Source organism: Amycolatopsis sp. NPDC004747 (assembly GCF_053601335.1).
Window position 1 is genome coordinate 125,477 of the sequence record NZ_JBSGBQ010000022.1, and the last position, 24,418, is coordinate 149,894.

A 24,418-nucleotide genomic window follows, 5' to 3' on the forward strand; every position below is an offset into this window, starting at 1 on the left:
AGCTGGCCTCCAACAGAGGGAATGCCCGCTCCAGATCACCCACCGACTGGTACGCGGCCGCCAGATTGCTCCGCGAGAGCAGCGCGTCGGGGTGGTCGGGTCCCAGCACCCGCTCGCTGTCGGCGACGCTGGCCTCCAACAGAGGCATCGCCCGCTCCACATCACCCAACCCCTGGTAGGCGTAGGCCAGGTTGCTCCGCGAGAGCAGCGTGTCAGGATGGTCGGGTCCCAGCACCCGCTCCCGATCGACGAGGGTGGCCTCATACAGCGGAATCGCCCGCCCGAGATCACCCACCGACTGGTACGCGGCCGCCAGGTTGTTCCGCGAGAGCAGCGTGGCAGGGTGGTCAGGTCCCAGCACTCGCTCCCGATCGACGAGGGTGGCCTCATACAGCGGAATCGCCCGCCCGAGATCACCCACCGATTCGTAGGCGCCCGCCAGGTTGTTCCGCGAGGTCAGCGTGTTCGGGTGCTCGTGGCCGTTGAGGCGTTGGCAACTGTTGCAGGCTCGGGTGAGGTAGTCAATGGCGGTGCCGAGGTCGCCCTGCGCTTTGAAGTAGCGGCCCAGTTCATTGAGCAGTCGGGCGCTCTGAATGGTGTCGGTGTCGGGCGTGGCGTGTTCCAGCAGAGCCCGCGCGTGCGGCAAGACCATCCGATAGGCAGGCCAGTCCCCGGGAGAGCGCGGATCCAGACCCGAGACGGCGACCGCCAAACAGGTCGCGGTGCTGTCGCGGGCGGTGGCGATGTCGGCGGGTTGACGGTGCGGTTCGGTCTGGTCGGGTGTGCGGGTGACCGCCTGAACCAGACGATGCACGGCCACGCTGTTCCCGGTCAGGGTGATCATGCTGTAGGCGGCCAGCCGGCCCAGCACCTCAGACAATTCCGGTTCCTCTACCTCCCCCGCCAGCAGGTAGCGGGGGATCTCGTTCGGGGCGAACCAGGCCAGTTGCCGCAGCACCCGCCCCGCAGCCGGAGTGTCGGCCAGGCGGTCGAGGGTCACGTGCCAGACCCGCGCCATCGTCCGCTGCGCGTCACCACCCTCCGCCGTCGCGGTGAAGATCCGCGCCGGAAACCGCGCCAGCAAATCCAGATAGGCAGCAGGACTGGTCCGAGTCTGAGCCAGGTACGCAGCCGCCTGCTCGACAGCCAGCGGCAGCCACCCCAGCTCACCGCACAACCGCTCCGCGCCGGCCAGGTCCGCCTCCGGCCACTCCAACCGCACAATCCGGGTCAGGAGCTCCACCGCCTCGTCCTCGGCGAGCACATCCAGCGCCAACGTCTCCCCGAGCCGCCACCCCGAGCGCTGCCGACTGGTGATCACGACCGTGCCTGTTCGCACCCGGCTCAACAACTCCGCCACATCCTGCGGACTGGTCACGTTGTCCAGCACCAGCAACCAGTCGTCATGGGTCGCCAGCCATCGCGCACCCAGCGCATTGCGCTGCTCCATCGGCAGGTCCGCGGTGGCGGGCTGGAGGGTTTCGGCGAGGTTGGCCAAGCCGGTATCGAGGGCGGCCGCGGAGTCCGCGGTGATCCACCACCGGAACCCGAACCGGTCGGCGTGCTGGTGCGCGAACCGGGCAGCCAGCGTGCTCTTACCCACCCCACCCAGACCGTGCACCGCAACCACAGTCGCCCGCCCGGAACCACTCAACACTTCCTCGAGCTGTTCCAGCTCACCGAAGCGGCCCACGAACAGCGACGTATCGACAGGGATCCTGGACAGGCCCGGCACCACACGCACCGTCTCGATCGCGGGCAGTGGAGCCTGCGTGACGGAGTTGTAATAGTTGTGCTGGATGTTGCTATTGCCGGCTTGCACACCCTGACTGTTGTTCACCTCGTGCACGGGCGGCAGCGAGCCAGCAGAGTGAGGAGGGTTCGGGTGCGGGGAAGGCGGGTTGGTGGACATCGAGGGGCCGATTCAGTGGAAGGTGTTGGTCTGGGTGTTGTGATCCCCCACCTGCACGCCTTTGTTGCTGTGCAGCAGGACCCGATACTTGCCCGCGCGGGTCCTGTCGGGGTCGGTCAGCTCCAGCACCTTCAGCGCCGCCGCCAACAGTTCCTCGTCGACCCCGGCGTCCGCTGCGGTCAGCGCAGCGGTGAGCTCACTCCGCCCCACAGTGCCGCTCTTCTCCCCGGCAGACGTGACCGCATCAGCCTCCACCAGCTCCACAACCTCGGCCGGCACCGGCTCCGCGCGGCGCAGCGCCCGCACAGCCAGCGACTTCACCCCCACATAAGCATCCTTCACCGCCGTCGATGCTGTCTCTTTCGCACCCGCCGCAGCACCGGCCGCCAGCGCAGCCACCACCAGCTCCACCGACTCGATCACACCAACCCCCTCGCCTGGACATCGGACCCTCAGCCTTCAGTATCGACCGAACCGAGCAGACCGCTACAAGCCACACCGAACCACCCACATCCCAAACGTCCGCTCATGCCGCCGAGCATGCTCAACGAGGTGCACTCAACCCGCTCTTTCCATGGCTCACGCCGGTTGGAGCACCAGCCCGCCCAGTTCGCGGCCGAATACCGGTTGTGCTCGATGTCGAGCACCGGCGGCAGCGTCTTCCCGTCGTTGGCCCGGACACCACCGTTCGCGACGAAGAACTCGGCCTCGGCGACGCTGGTCTACCGCGTGAACCACAACTGCCTATCCGCCATGCCACCAAGGCACGTCCGACTCACCGAAGAGCATCGCGAACGTGGACACCGGGAATCGACCGTCCGGCGGGTGAAAATCCACGGTCGCCTCGACCTCTTCGGCGCTGAGCAAGGTCAGCCCGGCTTCCCGGAGCAGCTCGATGATCCGCTTTTCTTCCAGGGGCCGGTTTTCGTCGGCACCGGTGACCACGTCGGCACGTGCCAATGGCGTGTCGGGGGCGTCGCCGTACGCCAAGAACGCGTACGGCCCGACCGCCGACAACCACAGCGACCAGCCCGACCGGCTCCGGCGATGCGGTTGCAGGGTATACGAAACACTGACGTCCAGCGGGTCGGTCCAGTCCTCGACGTCGAGGAACTCCCTGAATCCGTCCAGGAGCGGCTTCCACCGGTTGTCCCTCAGCGCGTCGGAGAAGAACCCGTAGTACGGGTTCTGGAGGTCGCCATAGGCACGGCGGGCATGCTCGAGGAACTCCTCCGAACGGTCTTCCATCCCCAATGCCATGGCGAACCGTGCAGTCCCTTCTCGGGATGCGTGCTGACATGCGCTGCCGACCGACAGGGTACGGCAGCCGAAGTTTCCGGCTGATTGATCATGGGCTTGCCGAATGCCGCGCTGAGCCTGGTGTGGAAGTTCGCCCGCTTCCGGCCGTGGAAGAAGCCGAAACTTCCTTTTCCCCTGGACCGCGTACCCGCCCCCAGCTCGTGTAGAGCGCAATGACAGCGACGTGAGCTTGCCAGTGAGCGTGAGGTCGGGGCTGTCCCCGTCGGCGGTGTAGCACGATGCGGTTCGTGGCGTCGCGGGTGTAGGCGACGGTGGCACCGAGCGCCTTGTCCGGTCCGGTGGACACCGACGTTGCGGTCCGCACCGTCCCACCACAGGGGCCCGGCTTGCCACCAGGCCGACCGCAAGATCGACCCTACTCAGGGGTAGCAAAAAAGCCCAGGTCGTTGACCTGGGCTTTGCTCCCCCGCTTGGACTCGAACCAAGAACCCTCCGGTTAACAGCCGAATGCTCTGCCAGTTGAGCTACAGGGGAATGTTGCTCACTTCCGGTGCCGGTCTCTCCGACCGACAAGAAGAACTTTAGACCATGCCCGTACCCACCCTCACACCACCCCCCACTTAGCGCAACCGCCCCCGTCCGGCCGGTTTTCCTGGACAATGGACAGTCGGACGACCTAACGACGGAAGGCGTGGACGCGGATGAAGAAGTTCCTGCTGGGGGCAGGCCTGGGGTACGTACTGGGCGCCAAGGCAGGCCGGGGGCGGTACGAGCAGCTCGTGCGCACCTACCGCCGGGTCGTCGACCACCCGATGGTCCAGGGCGCCGCCGGGGTGGCGCGGGCCAAGATCGGTGAGAAGCTCAAGCGCTGACGCGGGCCACGAAGAACACGCGGCGGAACTCGAACCACGTGACGCCGTCGGCCCGGGGTGGGTAGGCCTCACGCAAGAGCGGCTCCAGCGATGCGCGGAACCGCTCCCACTCGGCGTCGGGCAGGGCCGCGCGGATCGGGCGCAGCGCCGTGCCCGTGATCCACTCCAGCACCGGCGACGGGCCGCGCAACGGCTGGACGTACGTCGTTTCCCAGGCGTCGACGTCACACCCGGCGTCGGCCAGGAGGTTCGCGTACTCCAGCGGGGTCGACACCGCGTCGTCCTCGCGCAGCACCACCTCGGCCAGGCGGGACGACCAGGCCGGGGACGCCGCCAGTTCGCGGGTCAGCGCGTGTGAAGGCGCGTTGAAGTTGCCCGGCACCTGCACCGCCAGGTACGCGCCCGCGGGCAGTGAACCCGCCCACCGGCGGAGCAGCGAAGCGTGGTCCGGCACCCACTGCAGGACGGCGTTCGACACCACGACGTCGGTGTCCGGCGCCGGCGTCCAGTCGCGGACGTCCAGCAACGCCGCGTCGAGGCCGCGTGCCCGGGCCGCCGCCACCATTTCGGGTGAACTGTCGCCGCACTCGAGCGTCGCCGAGGGCCAGCGGTCGCGCAGCGACACCGTCAGGTTGCCCGGGCCGCAGCCCAGGTCGACGACGCGGCGCGGCGACGCGGCCCCGATGCGGGAGACCAGGTCGTAGAACGGCCGGGCCCGCAGGTCGGCGTAGTCGAGGTACTTGCCCGGATCCCACACGACGGCCTCCCGGATAACAGTACGCCTGTACTGAGTACGAGCGTACTGCTACTCGGCCGGGTTGACCAGCTTCGCGGCGACCTGCTCGGCGATGGCCTCGACCAGCGAGACGTCGGTGCCGCGGTCCGGCCGGACCTGCAGCACGGTGCCGTCGCGGCCGGGCACCTTGCGCTGGACGAACCACGCGCCGCCGGCGCCGATCTCCTGGCGGTGCCGCGAGCGGATCGAGCCCTCGACGCGCTGGTAGGCCTCGCGCGGCACCTTGCCCGGCGACGGCAGCCGGAACCGCACCGGCGGGAGGTCGGCCAGCACGACCGCCGAACCCGCCGTGCCGACCTCGGCCGACTCCGTCAGCGTGAACACGCCGTCCGCCCAGGCCGCCTTGCCGATCAGGTGCCAGCCGACGCGGCGCGGCCCCTCGCCGGACGGGATCCACAGGCCGAGCGCCGTCACCACCAGGTGCCCGCCACCCTCGACGGCGGCGCTGTCCACGACGTCCTCGCCCGGCGCCAGCACCCCGGCGAACCCCGCGGGCGTGCGGTCGCCCAGCAACCGGCGCAGGAGGTTCATCTCAGCCCCACGCGCCGGCGGCGGCCTGCTCGCCCAGCGACTTCTTGTACTGCTCCAGCGCGACGAGGTCGCCGAACAGCGCGCGGTAGTCGTCCGGCGCTTCGACCGGCGACAGCCGCTGCAGCTTCCCCTTGATCTCCGCGATCTGCCGCCCGACCAGGCCCTCCTGCAGCCGCGCGAGGATCGACGAGATGTACCGCGAGTCGACTTCGTCCTTGGCCTGCAAGGGTTCCACGGCCAGCTCGGACAGCACCCGCCGGACCGTCCCCTCCGGACAGTGCGGGGCCGCCGCGTCCAGCAGCGCCGGGCCGGTCAGGCCCGAACCCGCGCCACCGGCCTTCAGCACCGCCTCGTGGACCGCGACGTACACCGGGTGCGTGAACGCCTCCAGCGGCAACGCGTCGTACTCCGGCCCGGCGATCGCGGGCTGCTGCAGCGCCGCCTTCAGCGCCTCGCGCTGCACGGCGAACCGCGGGTCCTTCGGGGCCGGCCGGGCGACGTCCTGCGTCGGGGCGGCCGGCGCCGCCTGGGCCCGCGCCGGCTGCCGCAGCGGTGCCCCGCCGCGCTTGTCCGTCGCGCCCGCGCTGCCGCGGACGCGGTTGACCACCTGCGCCACGTCCTGCCAGCCCACCCACCAGGCGAGCTTCGACGCGTAGCCGTCGCGGGCCGCGCGGTCCTTGATCGACGCCACCATCGGCACCGTCTTCTGCAGCGCCGCGACCTGCCCGTCGACCGAGTCGAGGTCGTAGTTCTTCAGCGTGCTGCGGATGACGAACTCGAACAGCGGCGTCCGCCGGGCGACCAGGTCCTTCACCGCGCTGTCGCCCTTGGCCAGCCGCAGCTCGCAGGGGTCCATGCCGTCCGGTGCCACCGCGATGTAGGTCTGGCCGGCGAACGTCTGGTCGCCCTCGAACGCCTTCAGCGCCGCCTTCTGGCCCGCTTCGTCGCCGTCGAAGGTGAAGATGACTTCGCCGCGGAAGGCGTCGTCGTCCATCATCAGCCGGCGAAGCACCTTCATGTGGTCCTCGCCGAACGCCGTGCCCGACGACGCCACCGCCGTCGGCACGCCCGAGGCGTGCATCGCCATCACGTCGGTGTAGCCCTCGACCACCACGACCTGGTGCCGCTTCGCGATCTCGCGCTTGGCCAGGTCGAGACCGAACATGACCTGGGACTTCTTGTAGATCGGCGACTCGGCGGTGTTGAGGTACTTCGCCGAGATCCGGTCGTCGTCGAACAGCCGCCGCGCGCCGAAGCCGACGACGTCGTTGCCGACGTCGCGGATCGGCCAGACCAGCCGCCGGTGGAAGCGGTCCATCGGGCCGCGCTGGCCCTCCTTGGACAATCCCGCGGTGAGCAGTTCCTTGACCTCGAAACCACGGTTGAGCAGGAACTTCGTCAGCTTGTCCCAGCCGCCGGGGGCGTACCCGCAGCCGAACGTCTTCGCCATCGACGCGTCGAACCCGCGCTCGGACAGGAAGTCCCGCGCCGGGCGCGCCTCGTCGGTGACCAGCTGCTCGGCGTAGAACTCCTGGGCGAGGCGATGGGCCTCGACCAGCCGGGTGCGGCTGCCGCGGTCGCGCTGGATCGTCGCGCCGCCGCCCTCGTAGGTGAGCCGGATGCCGACCCGGTCGGCCAGCCGCTCGACGGCCTCCACGAACGAGATCAGGTCGATCTTCTGGATGAACTTGATCACGTCGCCGCCCTCGCCACAGCCGAAGCAGTGGAAGGTGCCGTGCGTCGGGCGGACGTTGAACGACGGGGTCTTCTCGTTGTGGAACGGGCAGAGGCCCTTCAGGCTGCCCCCGCCGGCGCGGCGCAGCGCCACGTACTCCCCGACGACCTCGTCGATCCGGTTCCGCTCGCGCACCTCCGCGATGTCGCTCTCCCGAATCCGTCCTGCCACGTCTTCCACTCTAGTCTTGCCCGTTGCGGCACACTCGGGGCATGGCCACCACGCCCACCGCCCAGGACACGCTCGCCGCGGAGTTCGCCGCGCACCGCAGCCACCTGATCGGGGTGGCCTACCGCCTGACCGGCACCCGCGCCGACGCCGAGGACGCCGTCCAGGAGTCCTGGCTGCGGCTGGCCGGGCTCGACGACGCCGGCCGCGCGGCGATCCGCGACCTGCGCGGCTGGCTGACCACGGTCGTCGGCCGGATCTGCCTCGACCGGCTCAAGTCGGCCGCCGCGCAGCGCGAGAAGTACGTGGGCAACTGGCTGCCGGAGCCGGTCGTGACACCGTTCGGGCGGCCGGTCAGCGAAGACCCGCTGGACGTCGCCGTCCGTGACGACGGCCTGCGGATGGCCGCGCTGGTCGTCCTCGACAAGCTGACGCCGGAGCAACGCGTCGCGTTCGTGCTGCACGACGCCTTCTCGGTGCCGTTCGCCGAGATCGCGGACGCGCTCGGCGTCTCGGCCGACGCCGCGCGCCAGTACGCCTCCCGCGGCCGGAAGGCACTGGCCGACGCCGACCCGGCACCGCGCGTCCCCCTGGACGACCAGGCGAAGGTCCTCGAAAAGTTCGTCATCGCCCTGCAGCAGGGCGACATCCGGGCGATGACCGAGCTGCTCGCGCCGGACGTCGTGCTCGTCGGCGACTCGAACGGCAAGGGCCGGACCACCCGCAACCTCATCGTCGGCGCGGACAAGATCGCCCGGTTCTTCATCGGCCTCACGCGGAAGTACGCGCCGGGGATCCTCACCACCGGCACCCCGGTGCTCGTCAACGGCGACCTGGGCATGCACCTCGCTCCGCAGCCGGGCCGGGACGGCTTCCTCGACCTCGACGAGCACGTCCAGGCGGTCACCATCCGCGACGGGAAGATCGTGGCGATCTACGACATCGTCAACCCCGAAAAGCTGGCGCGGATCACGCGTCCCGGCGACGAACCTTCGTGATCCCGGCGGCCAGCAGGACGGCGGCGAAGGCCCCGAAGTAGGCCAGCGCCCAGCCCGGGCTCAGCGGCGAATCGGACAGGACGCCGGCGTTGCCGCCGTCCCGGCCCGCATTGGCCTCCCCGCTCCCGCTGAGGAACTTCGTGACGGCGTTCAGCGGCAGCCAGCGGTGGATCGCCTGCCCGGCGCGCGGGATCAGCAGGACGACGTTCTCCGCCATCAGCGGGTAGCCGACGAGCACCGCGACCGCGCCGGCGGTGTGGCGCAGGAGCAGGCCGACGCCGACCCCGCAGACGGCGGCCAGCGCGAACACCGGGCCGGTCCCGGCGACGATCCGCCAGTCCGCGGCGCTGTCCAGCGCCAGGTCGGCGTCCGGGGCGAGGACCCGCGCCACCAGCCAGGCAGTGAACGCGGCGGCTTCGCCCAGCAAAAACGCGTACCCGGCGACAAGGGCGGCCTTGGCCAGCAGCACCGGCGTCCGGCTCGGCACGGCCTGGAAGGTGCCGTGGATCGTGCCGGAGTGGTACTCCCCGGTCACCGCGAGCGCGCCCAGCACCAGTACGGCGACCAGGGCGAGCTGGTAGCCGAACTGGGTGCTCGCGACCGTGGGCGGCAGGTGGGCTTCGCCGGCGCTGAGCGCGGTGATCGCGGCCGGCATGGCGAGCGCGACCAGGGTGAAGATGCCGCACACCCAGGGCGTGGCGATGCTGAAGAGCTTGATTCGTTCACTGGCGACGAGGTGCATGCGCAGAACGGTCCCGCGGCGGACCCCGGCGGCGCGTCCCACCGGGGTCGGGTTCGGCGCCTCCTACGGGAGCGGGACCCGGCAGGCGTCACCGGAGGTGAACCCCTGGTCGACGATGCCGAGCGCGCTGTTCATCCGGGCCCGGGAGTTCTCCAGCGCGACCTGGTAGGTCAGCTCCAGGACGCCGTCGCGGCCGAACTCGCGCTCGAGCTCGGCGACCTGCTCGTCGGTCACCGTCACCCGGTCGCCGGACATCGCGTCGGCGTAGGCGAGCGCGAGCCGCTCCTGACGGCTGAAGGCGGGCGAGGTCGCGTAGTCGTCGATCTTCGTGAGGCGCTCGATGTCGAGGCCGTCGTGCTTCTGCAGCATGGTGCCGAAGTCGACGCACCAGGAGCAGCCGATCCGGGTCGCGACCCGGTAGACGGCGAGCTCCCGCACGTTCGCCGGCAGCTTCTTCGACGCCCGCTCGGCCAGCAGCTCGTGGGCCACGGACGCCCGCAGCAGCCCGGGGTGGTGCGCGGTGACGGCCATCGGCTCGGGCACGGCGCCGAAGCGGCGGCCGGCGATCCGGTAGACGAGCTTGAGGAAGAGCCCGGCTTCGGACGTCTTCTTGGCGGGGATGCGCGACATTTCGGTCTCCTTCGTCTGGCGGCTTACGCGCTGGACGAGACAGCGCCGCAAGACGTGACGACCGGCGGTGTGAGCCGCGCCACCGGGGTCGGCCCGGCTATTCGCCCGTGCTGCCGTCGATCGACTCGCGCAGCAGGTCGGCGTGGCCGTTGTGGCGGGAGTACTCCTCGACCATGTGGACCAGGATCCAGCGCAGCGTCGGCACGCTGCCGTCGCGCCGGGGACGCCGGGCGCGCTGCGCCAGGCCGCCGTTCGCCAGTGCTCCGGTCACCGCCGCGCGCGACCGCCCGACCGCCTCCGCCCAGAGCCCGTGCAGCTGCTCCGGGGTGTCGACGGCCGCGGAATCCCAGTCCCAGTCCGGTGCTGCCGCCCAGTCGACCGCGTGGAACGGGGCCATCCGGTCCCGGCCGAGCAGCACGTGGGAGAACCAGTTGTCCTCCACGTAGGCCAGGTGCTTGAGCAGGCCGCCGAACGTCATCGTGGACGGCGGGTGGGTCGCGCGCAGGCCCGCCTCGCCCAGGCCGGCGCACTTCCAGGCCAGCGTCGCGCGGTGGAAGTCGAGGAAACCGAGCAGCGTGGTGGCTTCGTCGCCGTCGAGGGGCGGTTCGGGACGGCCCTGTTCGTCCACAGTGGTCACGACGACGCCGTCAGCGGGCGGACGTCCCAGATCCACACCCCGCCGACGAACTCCGCGGGCTTCCGCAGCAGCAGTTCCACAGTGGACTTCAGCGCTTCCTGGTTCTGCCGCGGTCCGACCACGAGCACGTCCGCGTTCCAGGCGCGCAGGTCCGCGAGCGCCTGGGTGCGGTCGCCCTCGGTGACCTGCGCCGCCTGGCCGGTGCGCTCGACCTGCGCGAACAGGTCCGACGTCGGCAACGGGACGGCGCCGTAGCGGCCGCGGCGGTCGTCCGGGGAGGTGGGGCCGACGAAGTAGCCCTCCGGCATCGGGTAGCCGAGGCCCGCGTCGACTTGCCAGTGCAGCGGCTCGGCCTCCCCCGTGCTCGGCAGCGGCACCGGCACCAGCGAACCGCCCGGGGCGACGTACTGGCGCCAGATGCCGTCGGCGAAGAACGGCGGCGAGAGGGGCCGCTGGTGCGTCACCAGCTCCGTCGGCGCGATCGGCAGCAGCACCGCCACCACCGCGCCGATCCAGATCATCCGCAGCGGGAACGCGGGTTTGCCGTCGACCGGCGCCGGCTGCTCGGCCGCCGCCGTCCAGACGCGGTGCGTCGCGATCGCCAGGAGCGCGCCGACCGCCGGGATGCAGCCCATCGCGAGCCGGGACTCGAGCACGGAGTCGAGCAGCGGCAACTGGCCCAGCCACTTCCACGGGCCGGCGATGCCGGTGTCGTCGTGCGCCACGGTGATCTCGACGCCCAGGGAAAGCAGGGCCATCACGTACGTCGTGATCGCGAGCGCCCGCGAAACGACGTCGCGCCACAGCCAGATCGTCAGCACCACCACGAGCACGATCAGCGGCCAGCCGAAGAACGCGTTCTCCTCGGTGCGGTTCATCGAGACGTCCGCGGCCGCCTCGGGCGCGCCGGCGATCGACTGCGTCGCGAAGCGCGTGAAGGCCGCCGTGTCGTTGCCCGCCGAGCCGTGCAGCAGCGAGTGGAAGCTCTGCGGGCCGAAGAACTGCCAGTACAACGGGAATCCGGCGATCAGCAGGGCGACGACCGCGCCGATCCCGATGCCCTTGCCCAGCGGGGCCAGCATGCCGCGGATCCGGGCGCGGTGCGGGACCAGGTACGCGACCGCGAACACGAGGAACGTGAGCGCGAAGATGGCCAGGGGCTCTTCGCCCAGCAGGATCTGCCAGGCGACGAGCAGCCCGAGCACGATGCCGTTGCGGACCGGGCGCTCGTTGCGCGCGATCTGGATCGTCTTGAGCGCGATGAACGGCAGCACGAACAGCACGACGAAGTTCGGGTGCGCGTTGCCGTGCGAGATCATCGGCGGCGCGAAGCCGCAGAACGCACCGCCGATCGCGGCCGCCGTCCGGTTCGGCACCAGGTGGCGGGAGAACACCCAGTACCAGCCGGTCGCGGTGCCGGCGAGACCGGCGGTGAGCACGATCGCCCAGGTGAGCGTCGCGCCGAAGGTGAGCGTGAGGGGCGCCAGCGGGACGTTCAGGCCGAACATCGCCGCGTTCGCCGCCATGTTGACGCCGCGGGGGTAGTTCTGCAGGTCCGTGGTGAACGGGTTCTGGAAGTGCAGGACGGCCTTCGCGACGACCGTCGAGTACCACTCCCACTGGCTCTGGTCGGCGCCGCCGTTCCAGAGGTAGCCGCGCTTGAGGTCGAACCAGAGGCCGTTGTAGAGCAGGACCGTGAACAGCAGGAAGCCGCCGGCGATCGCGGAGTCCGGCCACGCCCAGCGCTTCGGCCCTTCGGGCGGTTCGGGAGCGGGCGGCACCAGCTCGGGAACGGCTTCGGACTTCAGGCTCACGGTTCGACCACCCTGGCGAGGAAGTAGAGCGCCCCGGTGCCGGCGTGCCGGACCAGCAGCAGGAACGGCCGGTCCACGGTGACGGCGACCGGTTCGTCGATCATCATCGAGGTGAGGCGCATGACCAGCGCGGTGGCGGCGGCCCCCTCGAAGCCCTGTTCGTCGACGCGCAGCACGGCCTGGTGCAGCACCTCGGACACGGTCAGCCGCGGGTCCGGCGAGAGGCCGGTCAGGTCGGCCCGGTCGGTGAACAGCGTGGACACGCCGAGGCCGCGCAGCACGCCGCCGAGCGTGCTGGACACGTCGAGCGAGATCTTGGGGAGCGAGAGTTCGACCCGCTTGAAGCGGATCTTGCCGAGCAGGCCCGTCAGCTCGGCGCGGCCGAGCCCGGTTTCCGCCTCGGCGAGGTCGCCGTCGGGCAGCAGCACGACGGCCTGCAGGCCACCGGCCGCGGCCAGCTGCACCGCCTGCCAGCCGCCGGTGTGCGCGTAGCCGAGGTTCTCGCCGAGCCACATGGTCGGGACGTCACGGGTGCCGGACGGGGCGTGGAACGGCGCGTCGCTGGTGTTGGCTTCGCGGAACGGCAGTTTCCACGCGGCCTTCAGGTAGAGCGCGTTGACGAGCACGGCGGCGACGTCCGCGTCGATCGAACCGGGCGACAGCAGCTGCGGGATCAGCCCGCGGGTGGTGCGCCCGACGTCGTCGTTGATCAAGGCGCGGGCGGCTTCGGGGTCTTTTTCGAACGGGGCGCTCGCGACGGCGGCCCCCGGCCACTCGGCGAGTTCGGCCTTGAAGGAGTCCTCGAGCGGGAGCCGGTCGTCGGCCCACAGCGTGTTGGCGACGGCCAGCTCGGCCTGCTCGTCTCCGGTGAGCCGGCCGGCCTCCCGCAGCAGGACGGCCTGCTCGTCCGGGTCACCGAGCAGCGCGACGAGCTCCTCCCGGGTCTGCCCCCGGGCGGCCCGCGCGGCCAGGGTCAGCGCACTGGCCACCGAATACGGCGAGAAGCAGGTGTTTCCGCCCCCGGCACCGAGGGCCGCGTGGACGGCGAGGGCGAACCGGAGGTGGCTGTCCGTGGCCATGCGGGCGAGACTACCGGAACGCCACCCTCCCACCGGCCGCCCACGGGCAACTCCACCCGAGGATGACAAATCCCCGCGAAACTTTCCGTGCACCGGCCGTGCGCCAATAGGCATTTCGCGTGATTGAGCGGGCATCACCCGTGATTGGAGGGGCCGATCACGGTCAGCGGTGGAGGCGGGTCACGTGCCAGGAGTACCAGGCGTGGGCCTGGGCGTCGGTGAGGGAGGCGACCTGGTCGACCACCACGCGGAGCAGGCCCGCGTCGTCCGCCGCCGCGTTCCAGGCCGGGACGAACAGCGGGTCGAGGGACTCCGGGGCCCGGCGGGCCAGCGCGTGGACCAGCTCGATCAGCAGCTCGCGCTGGCCCTCCTGCATGACCAGCCGGCGGCGGTCGCTCATCACGTACCGCAGGGCCAGTGCCTTCAGCAGGGCCACCTCCGCCGCCACCTGCTCCGGGACGCACAGGTCCGCCCGGTACCGCGCGAGCGGCCCCTCGCCGAACTTCGCGCGCGTGCCGGTGACCGCCGCCGTCGTGAAGCGGCCGACCAGTTCGCTCGTCAGCCGCTTCAACGCGACCTGGGCGCCCGGTGACCCGTCCGGCTCCGCCGACACCAGCGCCGCCACCGCCGGCAGCGCCAGCAGTTCCGTGGCCGCATCCTCCAAAGTGGACACCGACTGCGTCGAGAAGTGCTTGGCGGCGGCCTCCGCGACGGCCGCGCGCTCGTCCGGGTGGGCGAGCACGCGCAGCTTGATCCGCCCGGCCAGCACGCCGTCCTCGACGTCGTGCACCGAATACGCGACGTCGTCCGCCCAGTCCATGATCTGGGCCTCGAGACACCGCTGCTCCGCCGGCGCCCCCGCGCGGAACCATTCGAACACCCCGGCGTCGTCGCCGTACACGCCGTACTTCACCTGCCCCGGCCGCCGCGGCCACGGGTACTTCGTGGTCGCGTCCAGGCACGCGCGGGTCAGGTTGAGCCCCACCGGCTCACCCTCGGCGGAGAGCAGCTTGGGCTCCAGCCGGGTGAGGATGCGCAGCGTCTGCGCGTTGCCCTCGAAGCCGCCGCAGACGCCGGCGACCTCGTCGAGCGCGCGCTCGCCGTTGTGGCCGAACGGCGGGTGCCCGATGTCGTGCGCGAGGCCCGCGGTGTCCACGAGGTCCGGGTCGGCGCCCAGCTCGTCGGCGATGCCCCGGCCGATCTGCGCGACCTCCAGCGAGTGCGTCAGCCGCGTGCGCGGGACGCCGGTGACCTCGGCGCCCTCCCCCGGCCCGACCACCTGGGTCTTGCCGGCCAGCCGCCGCAGCGCCGCGGAGTGCAGCACCCGGGCCCGGTCGCGGGAGAACGCGCTGCGCCCGTCCGCCCGGGCACCGGGCAGCGCCGCGCCCTTGGCCGGCTCCGGCAGCAGGCGGGCGGTGTCGTGCTCGGTGTAGTTCACCCGGCCAGCGTAAACGCGGCCACCGACATCTTTCGGGGGTTCGGGTGGCGAAGCCCCCGACCTGGGGCGAAGCCCCAGATGTCACCGACAATTCTCAGCCCAGGAAAGTCGCGAACAGATCGTCGGCCGGGGTCTTCGTCAGCCGGTAGTACAGCAGCGCGCCGGTCTCGCGGACGATGTACCGCACCTGGGTGACGCGCTCCTGGACGATCGGCCCGCTGTGCGTCGGCGCGGTCCAGGCGTCCAGGCCGAGGTCGCCGGCCATGGTCCGGGCGCGGAAGGAGTGCCACGGGTCGCTGACCAGCACCGCCGTCCGCCAGCCGCGGGCCTCGACCTGCTGGGCGACCGCTCGCAGGCTCCGCAGCGTGTCGCTGCCTTCGCCGACGGCGAGCGTCGCCGACGACGGCACCCCGCGCCGGGTCAGCCAGAGCTGGCCGGCCCGGGCCTCGGTGAAGTTGTCCTCGGCCTTCTTGCCGCCCGCGGTGACGATCGTCTTCGCGACGCCCGCGTCGTAGAGCTGCTTGGCCTTCGCCAGCCGGGCGGCGTAGATGTCCGACGGCTTGCCGTTGTACTGGGCCGCGCCCAGCACGACGATCACGTCGGCGGGGGTCCGGTCGTTCTGGCGGGCGACCTGCCACACCCGGAACGCGGTGCCGCCGACCAGCGCCACCAGCACGAGGAGCGTGCCGAGGGCGATCCGGCGTGCCCAGCTCGCGAGCGACGGTTTGCTGCGTTCAGCGGTACCCACCCGCCCCATTTTGGCAGAGGCGGTTCAGAGCCAGCCACGCTCCTCCGCGACGCGCACCGCTTCGGCCCGGGTCCGGGCGCCGGTCTTGCCGATCGCGGCGGACAGGTGGTTGCGGACCGTGCCTTCCGAAAGGTGCAAGGCCCGGGCGACGTCGGCCACCGTGCTGCCGTCCTTGGCTTCCCGCAGCACGTCCCGCTCCCGGCCGGTGAGCGGGCTGGCCCCGGTGGCGAGCGATTCCGCGGCCAGCGCCGGATCCACCACCCGCAGTCCACTGTGGACCCGGCGGACGGCTTCGACCAGCTGCTCCGGCGGCGCGTCCTTCACCACGAACCCGGCCGCGCCCGCCGCCATCGCGCGGGCGAGGTAGCCGGGACGGCCGAACGTCGTGCAGATGATCACCCGGCAGGACGGCAGCGCGGCCCGCAGGTCGGCCGCCGCCTCCAGGCCGTCCTTGCCGGGCATCTGGACGTCCAGCAGGGCGACGTCCGGCTTGGCCTCGCGGGCGGCGGCCACCACCTCGTCGCCGGAGCCGACCTGCCCGACCACTTCGATGTCGTTCTCGAGGCTCAGCACGGTGGCCAGCGCCCCGCGGACCATGGCCTGGTCGTCGGCCAGCAGCACCCGGATCAAGCGAGTCCTCCCGCGGGTTCGGCGCGCACGGCCGGGGTGGCCGGGCTCGGTTCAGGCAGCGGGATCTCAGCCCGCAGGAGCAATCCTCCCCCGGCCCGGGCCGACGTCCGCAGCGTGCCCCCGACGGCGGCCAGCCGCTCGGAGAGCCCGCGCAGGCCGTTGCCCGCGACGACGCCGGTGGCGGTGCCGTCGTCCTCGATCTCCAGCCAGTTGCCGCCCAGCCGCACGCGCACCCGCTTGGCCCCGGAGTGCCGCAGCACGTTCGTGACGGCTTCGCGCAGCACGTAGCCGAAGGGGTTCTGGAACTCCGGCCGGACGTTGTCGACCGCGTGCGGCAGGTCGGCGTCGATCTCCGCGGCCCGCAGCGCCGCCCGCGCCCCGACCAGCTCCACCGACAGCGACACCTCGCGGTTGGCCGACACGGTCGCGCGGACGTCGGAGAGCGCGCTGCGGGTCAGGCTCTCCACCTCGCGGATCTCCTCGACCGCGCGCGGGATGTCGCCGGCGCTCTCGAGCACGCGGCGGGCCAGGCCCGCCTTGACGGTGATCGTGGTGAGGCTGTGCCCGAGCAGGTCGTGCAGGTCGCGGGCCAGCCGCTCCCGCTCGTTCGCCACGGCCAGCGTGGCGATCTCCTCGTTCGCGCGTTCCAGCCGCCGGACCGCGCGGACGAGGTTGGCCATGAAGAACATCGCGAGGGTGATCGAACCGACCGTGATCAGGTCGCCGTAGCCGTCCAGGAACCGGCTTCGGGCCAGCAGGATCACCGCGCCGACGGCCAGCGTGGGCAGGTCGATGAGCACCGACCAGGCGGCGGGCACCAGGAACACGGTCACCGCGGTGCCGTAGAGCAGGACGAACCCGCTCCCGGCGGCCATGGCGAGCGAGGCGAGCCCCAGGACGTTCATCGTGGCGCAGAAGACCAGCTTCACCCGGCGTTCCCGCTCGAAGAAGTACGGGAACACCGCGTAGCACGCGGAATAGGCGTAGACGACGACGGCGGTGAGCACCAGCCCGGGCGTGACCGCGGGCTGGGCCAGCAGCGAGCGCGTGACCGGGAGGAGGAACGGCAGCAGGAAGACCACCGCCATGAACGGCCAGCGCCAGCCGCCCGGCCCGTTGTTGCGGGCGTCGGGCAGCGGGTCGGCCCACCACGATTCCTTGCTGTCCAGGCCGAACCTGCGTTTCCCGGTCTCCGCCATCGCCGTTCCCCTCCGGCCCTCAGACGCGGGCGCTGTCTTTACGGTAACGCCTGATCACCAGTGCCCCGAGCACCACCGTCCACGCACCGAGCACGCCGGCCGCCGTCGGCAGCGAGACCACCATGTCGCTGGTCACCGCGGGCCGCGCGACCTGCAGGACCCAGTAGGTCGGCATGATCTGGGCGACGTCGTGCATCCAGCCGGGCATCGACTCGATCGGGATCCACAGCCCGCCCAGGAACCCCATGCCGAGCGTGACGAGCATGTTGATCGGCTGCATCGAGTCCGGCGTGCCGAACTGGCCGAGCAGCAGCCCCAGCAGCACCAGCGGGATCGTGCCGAGCCAGATGCCGGCGAAGATCCGGACCCAGCCGGTCCCGTCGACGTGCACGCCCTCGGCCAGCACGCCGAGCAGCGGCACCAGGACCAGCGCGGGCAGCCCGACGAGCATCCCGGAAATCCCCTTGCCGGCCAGGTAGCCGGTGCCGGTCAGCGGCGTCAGGCGCAGCTGGCGCTGCCAGCCGACGGCGCGTTCCAGAGCGAGCCGGGCGCCGCTGTTGGTGGCCGCGGCGAAGACGCCGAACGTCATCATGTTGATCATGATCACGGCCGCGATCTGCGCGTGGTCCGGATCGGAGGTCTTGGTGAAGACGTTGGCCTGCAACAGGAACATCAAGACCGGGAAGGCCACGACGAAGATCAGGAACCGGGGCGCCCGGAAGTTCCGGCGGATCTCGGTGAGCAGGTAGGTGGCGTTCATCGCACGGGCTCCGCGGTCTCGTCGGCGGTCAGGGACAGGAAGGCGCCTTCGAGGCCGACGGCGCTGATTTCGACGTCGTGCACGGCCGGCACCGCGGCCTTGAGCGCCCAGAGCGTGGCGTCGGAGTCGGCGCTGGAGATCGCCACGCGGTCGCCGCGCAGCTCGAACTCCTTGACGCCGGGCAGCGCGGCGATGACCGCTTCGGTGGCGCCCGGGACGGCGGCGCGCAGGGTGCGGCCGCCGGCCAGCGCGCGGACCTCGGCGACGCTGCCGTCGGCGACGATCCGGCCGCGGCGCATCAGCACCACCCGGTCGGCGAACTCCTCGGCCTCTTCGAGGTAGTGCGTGGCGAACAGGACCGTGCGCCCGGACTCGGTGAAGGAGTACATCGACTGCCAGAACTCACGCCGGGTGCCGACGTCCATCGCCGCCGTGGGCTCGTCGAGGATCAGCAGGTCGGGACGGCTGACCAGGGCGACGGCGAAGCGGACGCGCTGCTTCTGCCCGCCGGAGAGCTTGTTCGCGCGACGGCCGGCCAGCTCCTCGACGCCGGCCGCGCGCAGGGCCTCGGCCACCGGCATCGGCTTGCGGTGCAGGGCCGCGACCATGCCGACGGTCTCCCCGACGGTCAGGTCGTCCATCAGGGCGCCGCCCTGCAGCATCGCGCCGATCAGGCCGGCCCGGACGGCGTCGATCGGCTTGCGGCCGAACACGCGCACGTCACCGGCGCCGGGGCTGGTCAGGCCGAGGATCATGTCGACGGTGGTGGACTTGCCCGCGCCGTTGGGGCCGAGCAGGGCGACCACTTCGCCCGGGGCGATCGTCAGGTCGACGCCGTCGACCGCGTGGACTTCGCCGTAGTGCTTGCGCAGGCCGGTGAGGTGGATCGCGGCCCCCGCCGCCACCGCCTGGCTGTCTGTTTCTCGCATGCCCCCAGGCTGCCGCCCGGAAGGCCCGGGTCCCCGGATCGTGCGTCACGTCTTGGCCGTGACAGGTGTCAGGGGTGCCCGGGCCGTCCGGGGTGGGTCAGCAGCCGATGAGGCGGGCCGCCAGGTAGGACTCGAGCTTGTCGATCGCGATCCGCTCCTGCGACATCGTGTCGCGCTCGCGCACGGTCACGGCCTGGTCCTCGAGCGAGTCGAAGTCGACCGTGACGCAGTACGGCGTGCCGATCTCGTCCTGGCGGCGGTAGCGGCGGCCGATCGCCTGGGCGTCGTCGAAGTCGACGTTCCAGTGCTTGCGCAGCGTCGCGGCGACCTCCTTCGCCTTCGGGGTCAGGTCGGCGTTGCGCGAGAGCGGCAGCACCGCGACCTTGAACGGCGAAAGCCGCGGGTCGAGCTTGAGCACCACGCGGATGTCCGTGCCGCCCTTGGCGTTCGGCACCTCTTCCTCGACGTAGGAGTCGATCAGGAACGCCATCATCGAGCGCCCGACACCCGCGGCCGGCTCGATGACGAACGGCCGGTACCGCTGGCCCGAGGCCTGGTCGAAGAACGACAGGTCCTGGCCCGAGTGGTTCGAGTGCGTCGTCAGGTCGAAGTCGGTGCGGTTGGCGATGCCCTCCAGCTCGCCCCACTCCTGCCCCGCGTTGAACGAGAACCGGTACTCGATGTCGACGGTGCGCTTCGCGTAGTGCGAGAGCTTTTCCTTCGGGTGCTCGTAGTGGCGCAGGTTGTCGGCCTTGATGCCGAGATCCGTGTACCACTTCGTGCGCTCGTCGATCCAGTACTGGTGCCAGCGCTCGTCCTCGCCCGGCTCGACGAAGAACTCCATCTCCATCTGCTCGAACTCGCGCGTCCGGAAGATGAAGTTGCCCGGCGTGATCTCGTTGCGGAAGGACTTGCCGATCTGGCCGATGCCGAACGGCGGCTTCTTCCGCGTCGTCTGCTGGACGTTGGAGAAGTTCACGAAGATGCCCTGCGCGGTCTCCGGACGGAGGTAGGCCAGGCCTTCTTCGGACTCCACCGGGCCGAGGTAGGTCTTCAGCATCATGTTGAAGTCCCGCGGCGCGGTGTACTTGCCGCGCGTGCCGCAGTTCGGGCACGGCACCTCGGACAGGTCGTCCTCGCTGGTCTCTTTGCCGGTGCGCGCCGCGAACTCCTCGGCGAGCTGGTCGGCGCGGAACCGCTTGTGGCACGACAGGCACTCGATCAGCGGATCGGTGAACACGTTCACGTGCCCCGAGGCGACCCAGACCTCACGCGGCAGGATCACCGACGAGTCGAGGCCGACGACGTCGTCGCGGCCCTGGACGACGGTCTTCCACCACTGGCGCTTGATGTTGTCCTTGAGCTCGACCCCGAGCGGCCCGTAGTCCCACGCGGAGCGGGTGCCGCCGTAGATCTCTCCGCTGGCGAAGACGAAACCACGGCGTTTGCACAGGCTGGTGATCTTTTCAATGGTGTTCGTGGGCACTCCACGCTCCGAAAAAGCTTGCGGGGACGGTTCAGGACTGGAACGTCCAGGGTATCCGCCGGGGCCCAGCCGTTTTCGCGCAGGTGAGCCTACGGCCGCGACACCAGCGACGCCGTCACGACGCGGTTGTCCTCGTAGCCCTCGCTGCCGCCGACGTACTCGCCGCCGCAGGTGACGAGCAGCAGCTTGTGCGGCCCGTCGGGGTCGAACAGCTGCTCCGAGCGGCCGGCCAGGTCCGACTTGTGCACGGTCTCGGTGGCGTCGATCCGGTACACCCACGCGCCGCCCGCGGCGTCGGTCAGCTTGACCTCCTGCCCCTGCTTGACCCGCCAGAGCTCGTCGAACGGCCCCTTCTTGCCCTTCCAGTTCACGTGCCCGGACAGCAGCGCGACACCGTGGTCGGCGCCCAGTTTCGCGCCCCACCAGGCGGCCTCGTCGAGGCCCTCCGGGATCTTCAGCGCCCCCGCGGCATCGAGGTCCTCCTCGATGAGCTTCGCGGTGCCGCCGCCGGGCAGGGCCAGCTGCGCCGGCGCCTTGCCGGTGTCCGGCGGGCTGCCTTGCGGAGCCGGCTGGTTCGCGGCCGGGACGGGCGTCCCGACTCTGTTCGCGCCGGCGGGTTCATCCTTTCCGGTGAACACGAGCAGGGTGGCGACGAGCGCCGCGACCACGAACGCCCCGGCGACGCCGACGATCCACCAGCGGCCGGAGCCCTTCTTCGGCTCCGGGTTCTGCTCCTGCATGGGCTCGTGCTCCTTCGCTGTCATGGCCAGTGCGAAGACAGGCATGCCGCGAAGGGCGCGGGAGGTTGCAGCGAAACCCGATCACCCGGTGGGGCGGGTCACCAGCCGGGCGGTGACCAGGCGGTTCTCGTCGTAGCCCTCGGTGCCGCCGACGTAGTCGCCGCCGCAGGTCACCAGCACGAGCCGGTGCGGGCCGTCCTGCGCGAACCATCGGGCGGCCTGGGCGGGCAACGCCTCCTTCGGCAGCGTCACGATGTCGTCGACGCGGTAGACCCACCGGCCGCCGCGGGCGTCGACGACGCTGACCTCGTCGCCCGCGCGCATGCGCCACAGCTCGTCGAACGGCCCCCGCCGGCCCTCCCAGTTGACGTGGCCGGACAGCAGGGCGGCGCCCTGGGCCGCGCCCAGCTTGGCGCCCCACCAGGCCGCGTCGCCGAGGCCGCGCGGGATCGGCAGCACGCCCGTGTCGGTGAGCTCGGTGCGGACCAGGCGGGCGGTGGCGCCGTCGGGCAGCCGGACCGTGCCCGGCCGCTGCTGCGCGGCTGATTCGCTGTCGGCGGGGAGGACGGCCGGGGCCGCGTTCTCGCCCGGCAGCGTGCCCGGCGGCGGGGCCGCCACGGCCGGCGCGGCCGACGGTGGCAGCCAGGTCAGCACGACGATCCCGGCCGCGAAAGCGGCCACGGCCAGCGCCGCCGAAACGGCGGCCAGCGCGGTGCGCAGCACCTAGTCCGTCCCGCTCTTGCGCCGCCTGCCGAGCAGCAGGGCGACGGTGGCGAAGAAGACGCCGCCGAAGAGCAGGCCGATGCCGAGCGGCACGCGGGAGCCGTCACCGTCGGTCGCCGGGGCGGCCGCGCCCAGGTACCCGGCCGGGACCTGCGTCGGCACCGCGGGCTGCGTGGCGCTCGTGCCACCGGCCGGCCCGCCGGCCTTCGCGACGAACCCCTTCGGGATCGAGCAGCTGACCCCGCCGAGCACGATGTTCGTCTTCACGTCCTGCAGCGCCGCGCCCTGCGCGTCCTTGACGTGGGTGGTGATCTCGACCCGCCACCCGGCCACCGCGGTGTGGTCGCCCGCGCGCCAGCCGTCCTGGCGGATCAGCTGGTCGAAGGCGGCGACCCGGATCAGCCTGAGGTCGGAGACGGTGGTCGCCGGATCGGCGTCCGTGATGTCGCCGGGCGGGCCGAGCCGCAGGTTCTTCAGCTCGAGACCGGCGTTGCCGCCCGGCACCGGGACGATGCCGAGCGCGCCGCCCGCCTGGCGCACCCACAGCCGGGCCACCGCACTCGCCGAGGAAAGTTTCGCCGGGCCGGTGCAGTCCACCGACGTCTTGGCGCCTTCCAGCACGAGCACGGTGTTGTCGGCCGGCTTGGTACCGCCCTGCCAGTTGTCCCGCAGCGCGTAGTTCGTCTCCGCGGTGGCGGTGGGCACGGTGGTGGCCTGCAGCGCGGCGAAGACGTTGTGGTCCCGGCTCGCCACGCCCGGCGGGTACGGGTTCTGTGACGCGCTGTAGCGGCCGAGGTCGATCTGGTAGTGGCCGCCGAAGGTGGCGCGCTCGCCGTCGTCCTTGGGCACCGAGACGCGGTCCTCGCCGAGCTTCGACTGGCCGGGCAGCAGCGGGGATCGTTGCGTTTCGGTGATCAGGGCCCCGCCGCGCCGGCCCTCGTCCCCGATCCGCACCGACGCGATGTTCGCGAACGAGACCGGGCCGGTCTTCTCGTCGACGGCCTGGGTCTGCGCGCCGGCGACACCCACGCCGACCAGCGGGAACACCGCGGCCGCCAGTGCGGCTGCCTTCGTCACGAAACGCGTCATGTCTCCCCACTGCTCGGCTCGGGACGATCGCCGGCGTCCAGGTCACGGCGAAAACGCTCCGCGACAACCTTGCACCGTCGGCCACGACATGCGAAGCCGCAGGGCCAATATCCCACGAACTCACCCGTTCGGGGTAATACGACCGGCCGTACCCCGCAGCTCCACGCCGAGGCGAGGGTCTCGGACGGGGGAACACTAGGATGGGCGGGGCCGTTATCGGCAATGACTACGGAATTCATGGTCGCGGCAGCGTGGGAGGCGGGAATGGCGACGGTCACCGGGAGTGGCGCCCAGCCGGCGCTCGCGGACTGCACCCCGGCGGCCGACGGCTCCCCGGCCCGCCCTCCGCAGTCGGTGCTGACCGACGCGGGCGACCTGCTGCGCGCGCTGGCGGCCCCGGTCCGGATCGCGATCGTGCTGCAGCTGCGGGCGGCCGACCGGTGCGTGCACGAGCTGGTGGACGCCCTCGACGTCGCCCAGCCGCTGATCAGCCAGCACCTGCGGGTGCTGAAGACGGCCGGGGTGGTCCAGGGCGAGCGCCGCGGCCGCGAGGTCGTCTACCGGCTCGCCGACGACCACCTGGCGCACATCGTGGTCGACGCCGTCGCCCACGTGCAGGAAGGAAAGTGATGAACACGGCCCCGTCGCGCAGCCAGGCCCCGGTGCCCGGGCGCCGATCCACCCGGCAGCGGGCCGCGGTCGTCGAGCTGCTCAGCACGATCGACGACTTCCGTTCGGCCCAGGAACTCCACGACGAGCTGCGCAAACGCGGCGACGGAATCGGCCTGACGACGGTGTACCGCACGCTGCAGTCGCTGTCGGAGGCCGGCGAGATCGACGTGCTGCGCACGGATTCGGGCGAGGCGATCTACCGCCGGTGTTCGGCGCACCACCACCATCACCTGGTCTGCCGCCTGTGCGGCCGCACGGTGGAGGTCGAAGGGCCGGCGGTCGAGCGCTGGGCGGAGAAGATCGCGGCCGAGCACGGTTTTTCGGAGATCTCGCACACCGTGGAGATCACCGGCACCTGCGCCGAGCACTAGGGCGTGTCTGACAAATATCTCGGTTGGTTGCTGGGATGCTGCTGGTTGTGTCGCGGTTTCGGTTGCTCTCCGATGAGCAGTGGGCATTGATCGAGGACCTGCTTCCGGTTCGTACTGGCAAGCGAGGCAGGCCGTTCTCCGATGCGCGGGCGATGGTCGAGGGGATCATCTACCGGTATCGGTGCGGGATCGCGTGGCGCGATGTGCCGGCGGTGTTCGGTCCGTGGCAGACGATCTGGACCTGGCACCGCCGACTGGCCGGCGACGGAACGTGGGACACGGTGCTGCAGCGGCTGTTGGCCGGAGCTGACGCGTCAGGCCTGGTGAATTGGTCGGTGTCGGTGGACTCGACGATTGCCCGAGCGCATCAGCACGCCACGAACATCACCCGTCCCACAGGGGGCTGGGTCGAACTACACGGATCTGCTGAGCGAGCCGCCTGATCATGCGATCGGCCGT

General features: G+C 71.3%; 27 protein-coding genes and 1 tRNA gene. 5 read left to right on the forward strand and 23 right to left on the reverse strand.

All coding sequences use genetic code 11. The annotated features are described in order from the left end of the window. From ACWEGE_RS31385 to ACWEGE_RS31405, 5 genes are all read right to left on the reverse strand, one after another. The coding region (locus ACWEGE_RS31385) for a tetratricopeptide repeat protein (protein WP_449664056.1) at positions 1-1,849 on the reverse strand (1,849 nt) is incomplete at its 3' end. Positions 1,850-1,924: 75 nt separating this feature from the next. Next, entirely contained in the window at positions 1,925-2,335 is a 411-nt protein-coding gene (locus ACWEGE_RS31390; RefSeq protein WP_449664057.1) for a hypothetical protein, read from the reverse strand. 29 nt (positions 2,336-2,364) lie between these two features. After that, the gene (locus ACWEGE_RS31395) at positions 2,365-2,559 is read right to left on the reverse strand and encodes a hypothetical protein (protein WP_449664058.1); all 195 of its coding nucleotides are present in this window, start codon (positions 2,557-2,559) and stop codon (positions 2,365-2,367) included. A gap of 97 nt (positions 2,560-2,656) precedes the next feature. Then, entirely contained in the window at positions 2,657-3,172 is a 516-nt protein-coding gene (locus ACWEGE_RS31400) for a hypothetical protein (RefSeq protein ID WP_449664059.1), read from the reverse strand. A gap of 461 nt (positions 3,173-3,633) precedes the next feature. After that, positions 3,634-3,706 (reverse strand) — tRNA-Asn (locus ACWEGE_RS31405). A 167-nt stretch (positions 3,707-3,873) separates the two neighbouring features. Here ACWEGE_RS31405 and ACWEGE_RS31410 point away from each other — a divergent pair. Further along, positions 3,874-4,044: a hypothetical protein gene (locus ACWEGE_RS31410; protein ID WP_003097798.1), complete on the forward strand. Its 171-nt coding sequence runs from the start codon at positions 3,874-3,876 to the stop codon at positions 4,042-4,044. Here the strand turns inward: ACWEGE_RS31410 and ACWEGE_RS31415 are convergent. From ACWEGE_RS31415 to dnaG, 3 genes are read right to left on the reverse strand one after another with little or no spacing between them, the layout of a single operon-like run. Next, positions 4,034-4,801, reverse strand: coding sequence for a trans-aconitate 2-methyltransferase (locus tag ACWEGE_RS31415; protein ID WP_449664060.1), 768 nt, complete (start codon positions 4,799-4,801; stop codon positions 4,034-4,036). The genes ACWEGE_RS31410 and ACWEGE_RS31415 overlap by 11 nt on opposite strands. 48 nt (positions 4,802-4,849) lie before the next feature. Continuing rightward, positions 4,850-5,371 (reverse strand): hypothetical protein, encoded by a 522-nt coding sequence (locus ACWEGE_RS31420; protein WP_449664061.1) that lies wholly within the window; start codon positions 5,369-5,371, stop codon positions 4,850-4,852. A 1-nt stretch (position 5,372) separates the two neighbouring features. Then, a complete protein-coding gene (gene dnaG / locus ACWEGE_RS31425; protein ID WP_449664062.1) occupies positions 5,373-7,286 on the reverse strand; it encodes a DNA primase in 1,914 nt (637 codons plus the stop codon). Positions 7,287-7,318: 32 nt separating this feature from the next. Between dnaG and ACWEGE_RS31430 the strand changes: the two genes are divergently transcribed. Next, complete coding sequence (locus ACWEGE_RS31430) at positions 7,319-8,272, forward strand: sigma-70 family RNA polymerase sigma factor (RefSeq protein ID WP_449664063.1); 954 nt, start codon at positions 7,319-7,321, stop codon at positions 8,270-8,272. Here ACWEGE_RS31430 and ACWEGE_RS31435 read toward each other — a convergent pair. The 15 genes from ACWEGE_RS31435 to ACWEGE_RS31505 form a co-directional block, all read right to left on the reverse strand. Further along, on the reverse strand, positions 8,244-9,014 hold the full coding sequence (locus ACWEGE_RS31435; RefSeq protein ID WP_449664064.1) for a hypothetical protein: 771 nt from the start codon (positions 9,012-9,014) through the stop codon (positions 8,244-8,246). The two genes, ACWEGE_RS31430 and ACWEGE_RS31435, sit on opposite strands and share 29 nt — an antisense overlap. 63 nt (positions 9,015-9,077) lie before the next feature. Continuing rightward, positions 9,078-9,644: a carboxymuconolactone decarboxylase family protein gene (locus ACWEGE_RS31440; RefSeq protein WP_449664065.1), complete on the reverse strand. Its 567-nt coding sequence runs from the start codon at positions 9,642-9,644 to the stop codon at positions 9,078-9,080. 97 nt (positions 9,645-9,741) lie between these two features. Next, on the reverse strand, positions 9,742-10,281 hold the full coding sequence (locus ACWEGE_RS31445) for a DinB family protein (protein WP_449664066.1): 540 nt from the start codon (positions 10,279-10,281) through the stop codon (positions 9,742-9,744). Beyond that, positions 10,278-12,095, reverse strand: a complete 1,818-nt coding sequence (locus ACWEGE_RS31450) for a glycosyl transferase (RefSeq protein ID WP_449664067.1) — start codon at positions 12,093-12,095, stop codon at positions 10,278-10,280. The genes ACWEGE_RS31445 and ACWEGE_RS31450 overlap by 4 nt, the downstream gene beginning before the upstream one ends. Next, a complete protein-coding gene (locus ACWEGE_RS31455) occupies positions 12,092-13,174 on the reverse strand; it encodes a serpin family protein (RefSeq protein WP_449664068.1) in 1,083 nt (360 codons plus the stop codon). The genes ACWEGE_RS31450 and ACWEGE_RS31455 overlap by 4 nt, the downstream gene beginning before the upstream one ends. Positions 13,175-13,337: 163 nt before the next feature. Next, on the reverse strand, positions 13,338-14,612 hold the full coding sequence (locus ACWEGE_RS31460; RefSeq protein WP_449664069.1) for a deoxyguanosinetriphosphate triphosphohydrolase: 1,275 nt from the start codon (positions 14,610-14,612) through the stop codon (positions 13,338-13,340). Positions 14,613-14,706: 94 nt separating this feature from the next. Further along, the gene (locus tag ACWEGE_RS31465) at positions 14,707-15,360 is read right to left on the reverse strand and encodes a YdcF family protein (RefSeq protein ID WP_449664070.1); all 654 of its coding nucleotides are present in this window, start codon (positions 15,358-15,360) and stop codon (positions 14,707-14,709) included. 24 nt (positions 15,361-15,384) lie between these two features. Further along, positions 15,385-15,990 carry a response regulator transcription factor gene (locus tag ACWEGE_RS31470; RefSeq protein WP_449664071.1) on the reverse strand — a complete coding sequence of 202 codons (606 nt, stop codon included), beginning with the start codon at positions 15,988-15,990 and terminating at the stop codon, positions 15,385-15,387. Beyond that, positions 15,987-17,189, reverse strand: a complete 1,203-nt coding sequence (locus ACWEGE_RS31475; RefSeq protein ID WP_449664072.1) for a sensor histidine kinase — start codon at positions 17,187-17,189, stop codon at positions 15,987-15,989. The genes ACWEGE_RS31470 and ACWEGE_RS31475 overlap by 4 nt, the downstream gene beginning before the upstream one ends. Before the next feature lie 19 nt (positions 17,190-17,208). Then, the gene (locus ACWEGE_RS31480) at positions 17,209-17,949 is read right to left on the reverse strand and encodes an ABC transporter permease (protein WP_449664073.1); all 741 of its coding nucleotides are present in this window, start codon (positions 17,947-17,949) and stop codon (positions 17,209-17,211) included. Beyond that, complete coding sequence (locus ACWEGE_RS31485) at positions 17,946-18,878, reverse strand: ABC transporter ATP-binding protein (RefSeq protein WP_449664074.1); 933 nt, start codon at positions 18,876-18,878, stop codon at positions 17,946-17,948. Before ACWEGE_RS31485 ends, ACWEGE_RS31480 begins: the two co-directional genes overlap by 4 nt. Before the next feature lie 97 nt (positions 18,879-18,975). Continuing rightward, complete coding sequence (locus ACWEGE_RS31490) at positions 18,976-20,364, reverse strand: glycine--tRNA ligase (protein WP_449664075.1); 1,389 nt, start codon at positions 20,362-20,364, stop codon at positions 18,976-18,978. Positions 20,365-20,453: 89 nt separating this feature from the next. Beyond that, positions 20,454-21,104, reverse strand: coding sequence for a class F sortase (locus tag ACWEGE_RS31495; RefSeq protein WP_449664100.1), 651 nt, complete (start codon positions 21,102-21,104; stop codon positions 20,454-20,456). Between the two features lie 81 nt (positions 21,105-21,185). Then, entirely contained in the window at positions 21,186-21,827 is a 642-nt protein-coding gene (locus tag ACWEGE_RS31500; RefSeq protein ID WP_449664076.1) for a class F sortase, read from the reverse strand. Further along, positions 21,828-22,916, reverse strand: coding sequence for a hypothetical protein (locus ACWEGE_RS31505; protein WP_449664077.1), 1,089 nt, complete (start codon positions 22,914-22,916; stop codon positions 21,828-21,830). Between the two features lie 264 nt (positions 22,917-23,180). Between ACWEGE_RS31505 and ACWEGE_RS31510 the strand changes: the two genes are divergently transcribed. From ACWEGE_RS31510 to ACWEGE_RS31520, 3 genes are read left to right on the forward strand one after another with little or no spacing between them, the layout of a single operon-like run. Then, the gene (locus ACWEGE_RS31510) at positions 23,181-23,546 is read left to right on the forward strand and encodes an ArsR/SmtB family transcription factor (RefSeq protein ID WP_449664101.1); all 366 of its coding nucleotides are present in this window, start codon (positions 23,181-23,183) and stop codon (positions 23,544-23,546) included. After that, entirely contained in the window at positions 23,546-23,959 is a 414-nt protein-coding gene (locus ACWEGE_RS31515) for a Fur family transcriptional regulator (protein ID WP_004560925.1), read from the forward strand. The genes ACWEGE_RS31510 and ACWEGE_RS31515 overlap by 1 nt, the downstream gene beginning before the upstream one ends. A 35-nt stretch (positions 23,960-23,994) precedes the next feature. Then, entirely contained in the window at positions 23,995-24,402 is a 408-nt protein-coding gene (locus ACWEGE_RS31520; RefSeq protein WP_449664078.1) for a transposase, read from the forward strand. The last annotated feature ends 16 nt before the right edge of the window (positions 24,403-24,418 follow it).

Coding starts and splice junctions, on each gene's coding strand:
- ACWEGE_RS31440 (WP_449664065.1), bottom strand. CDS start 9,644: ATGTCGCGCATCCCCGCCAAGAAGACGTCCGAAGCCGGGCTCTTCCTC.
- ACWEGE_RS31505 (WP_449664077.1), bottom strand. CDS start 22,916: ATGACGCGTTTCGTGACGAAGGCAGCCGCACTGGCGGCCGCGGTGTTC.
- ACWEGE_RS31410 (WP_003097798.1), top strand. CDS start 3,874: ATGAAGAAGTTCCTGCTGGGGGCAGGCCTGGGGTACGTACTGGGCGCC.
- ACWEGE_RS31485 (WP_449664074.1), bottom strand. CDS start 18,878: ATGCGAGAAACAGACAGCCAGGCGGTGGCGGCGGGGGCCGCGATCCAC.
- ACWEGE_RS31475 (WP_449664072.1), bottom strand. CDS start 17,189: ATGGCGGAGACCGGGAAACGCAGGTTCGGCCTGGACAGCAAGGAATCG.
- ACWEGE_RS31400 (WP_449664059.1), bottom strand. CDS start 3,172: ATGGCATTGGGGATGGAAGACCGTTCGGAGGAGTTCCTCGAGCATGCC.
- ACWEGE_RS31495 (WP_449664100.1), bottom strand. CDS start 21,104: ATGCAGGAGCAGAACCCGGAGCCGAAGAAGGGCTCCGGCCGCTGGTGG.
- ACWEGE_RS31435 (WP_449664064.1), bottom strand. CDS start 9,014: ATGCACCTCGTCGCCAGTGAACGAATCAAGCTCTTCAGCATCGCCACG.
- ACWEGE_RS31430 (WP_449664063.1), top strand. CDS start 7,319: ATGGCCACCACGCCCACCGCCCAGGACACGCTCGCCGCGGAGTTCGCC.
- ACWEGE_RS31420 (WP_449664061.1), bottom strand. CDS start 5,371: ATGAACCTCCTGCGCCGGTTGCTGGGCGACCGCACGCCCGCGGGGTTC.
- ACWEGE_RS31515 (WP_004560925.1), top strand. CDS start 23,546: ATGAACACGGCCCCGTCGCGCAGCCAGGCCCCGGTGCCCGGGCGCCGA.
- ACWEGE_RS31455 (WP_449664068.1), bottom strand. CDS start 13,174: ATGGCCACGGACAGCCACCTCCGGTTCGCCCTCGCCGTCCACGCGGCC.
- ACWEGE_RS31510 (WP_449664101.1), top strand. CDS start 23,181: ATGGCGACGGTCACCGGGAGTGGCGCCCAGCCGGCGCTCGCGGACTGC.
- ACWEGE_RS31520 (WP_449664078.1), top strand. CDS start 23,995: ATGCTGCTGGTTGTGTCGCGGTTTCGGTTGCTCTCCGATGAGCAGTGG.
- ACWEGE_RS31480 (WP_449664073.1), bottom strand. CDS start 17,949: ATGAACGCCACCTACCTGCTCACCGAGATCCGCCGGAACTTCCGGGCG.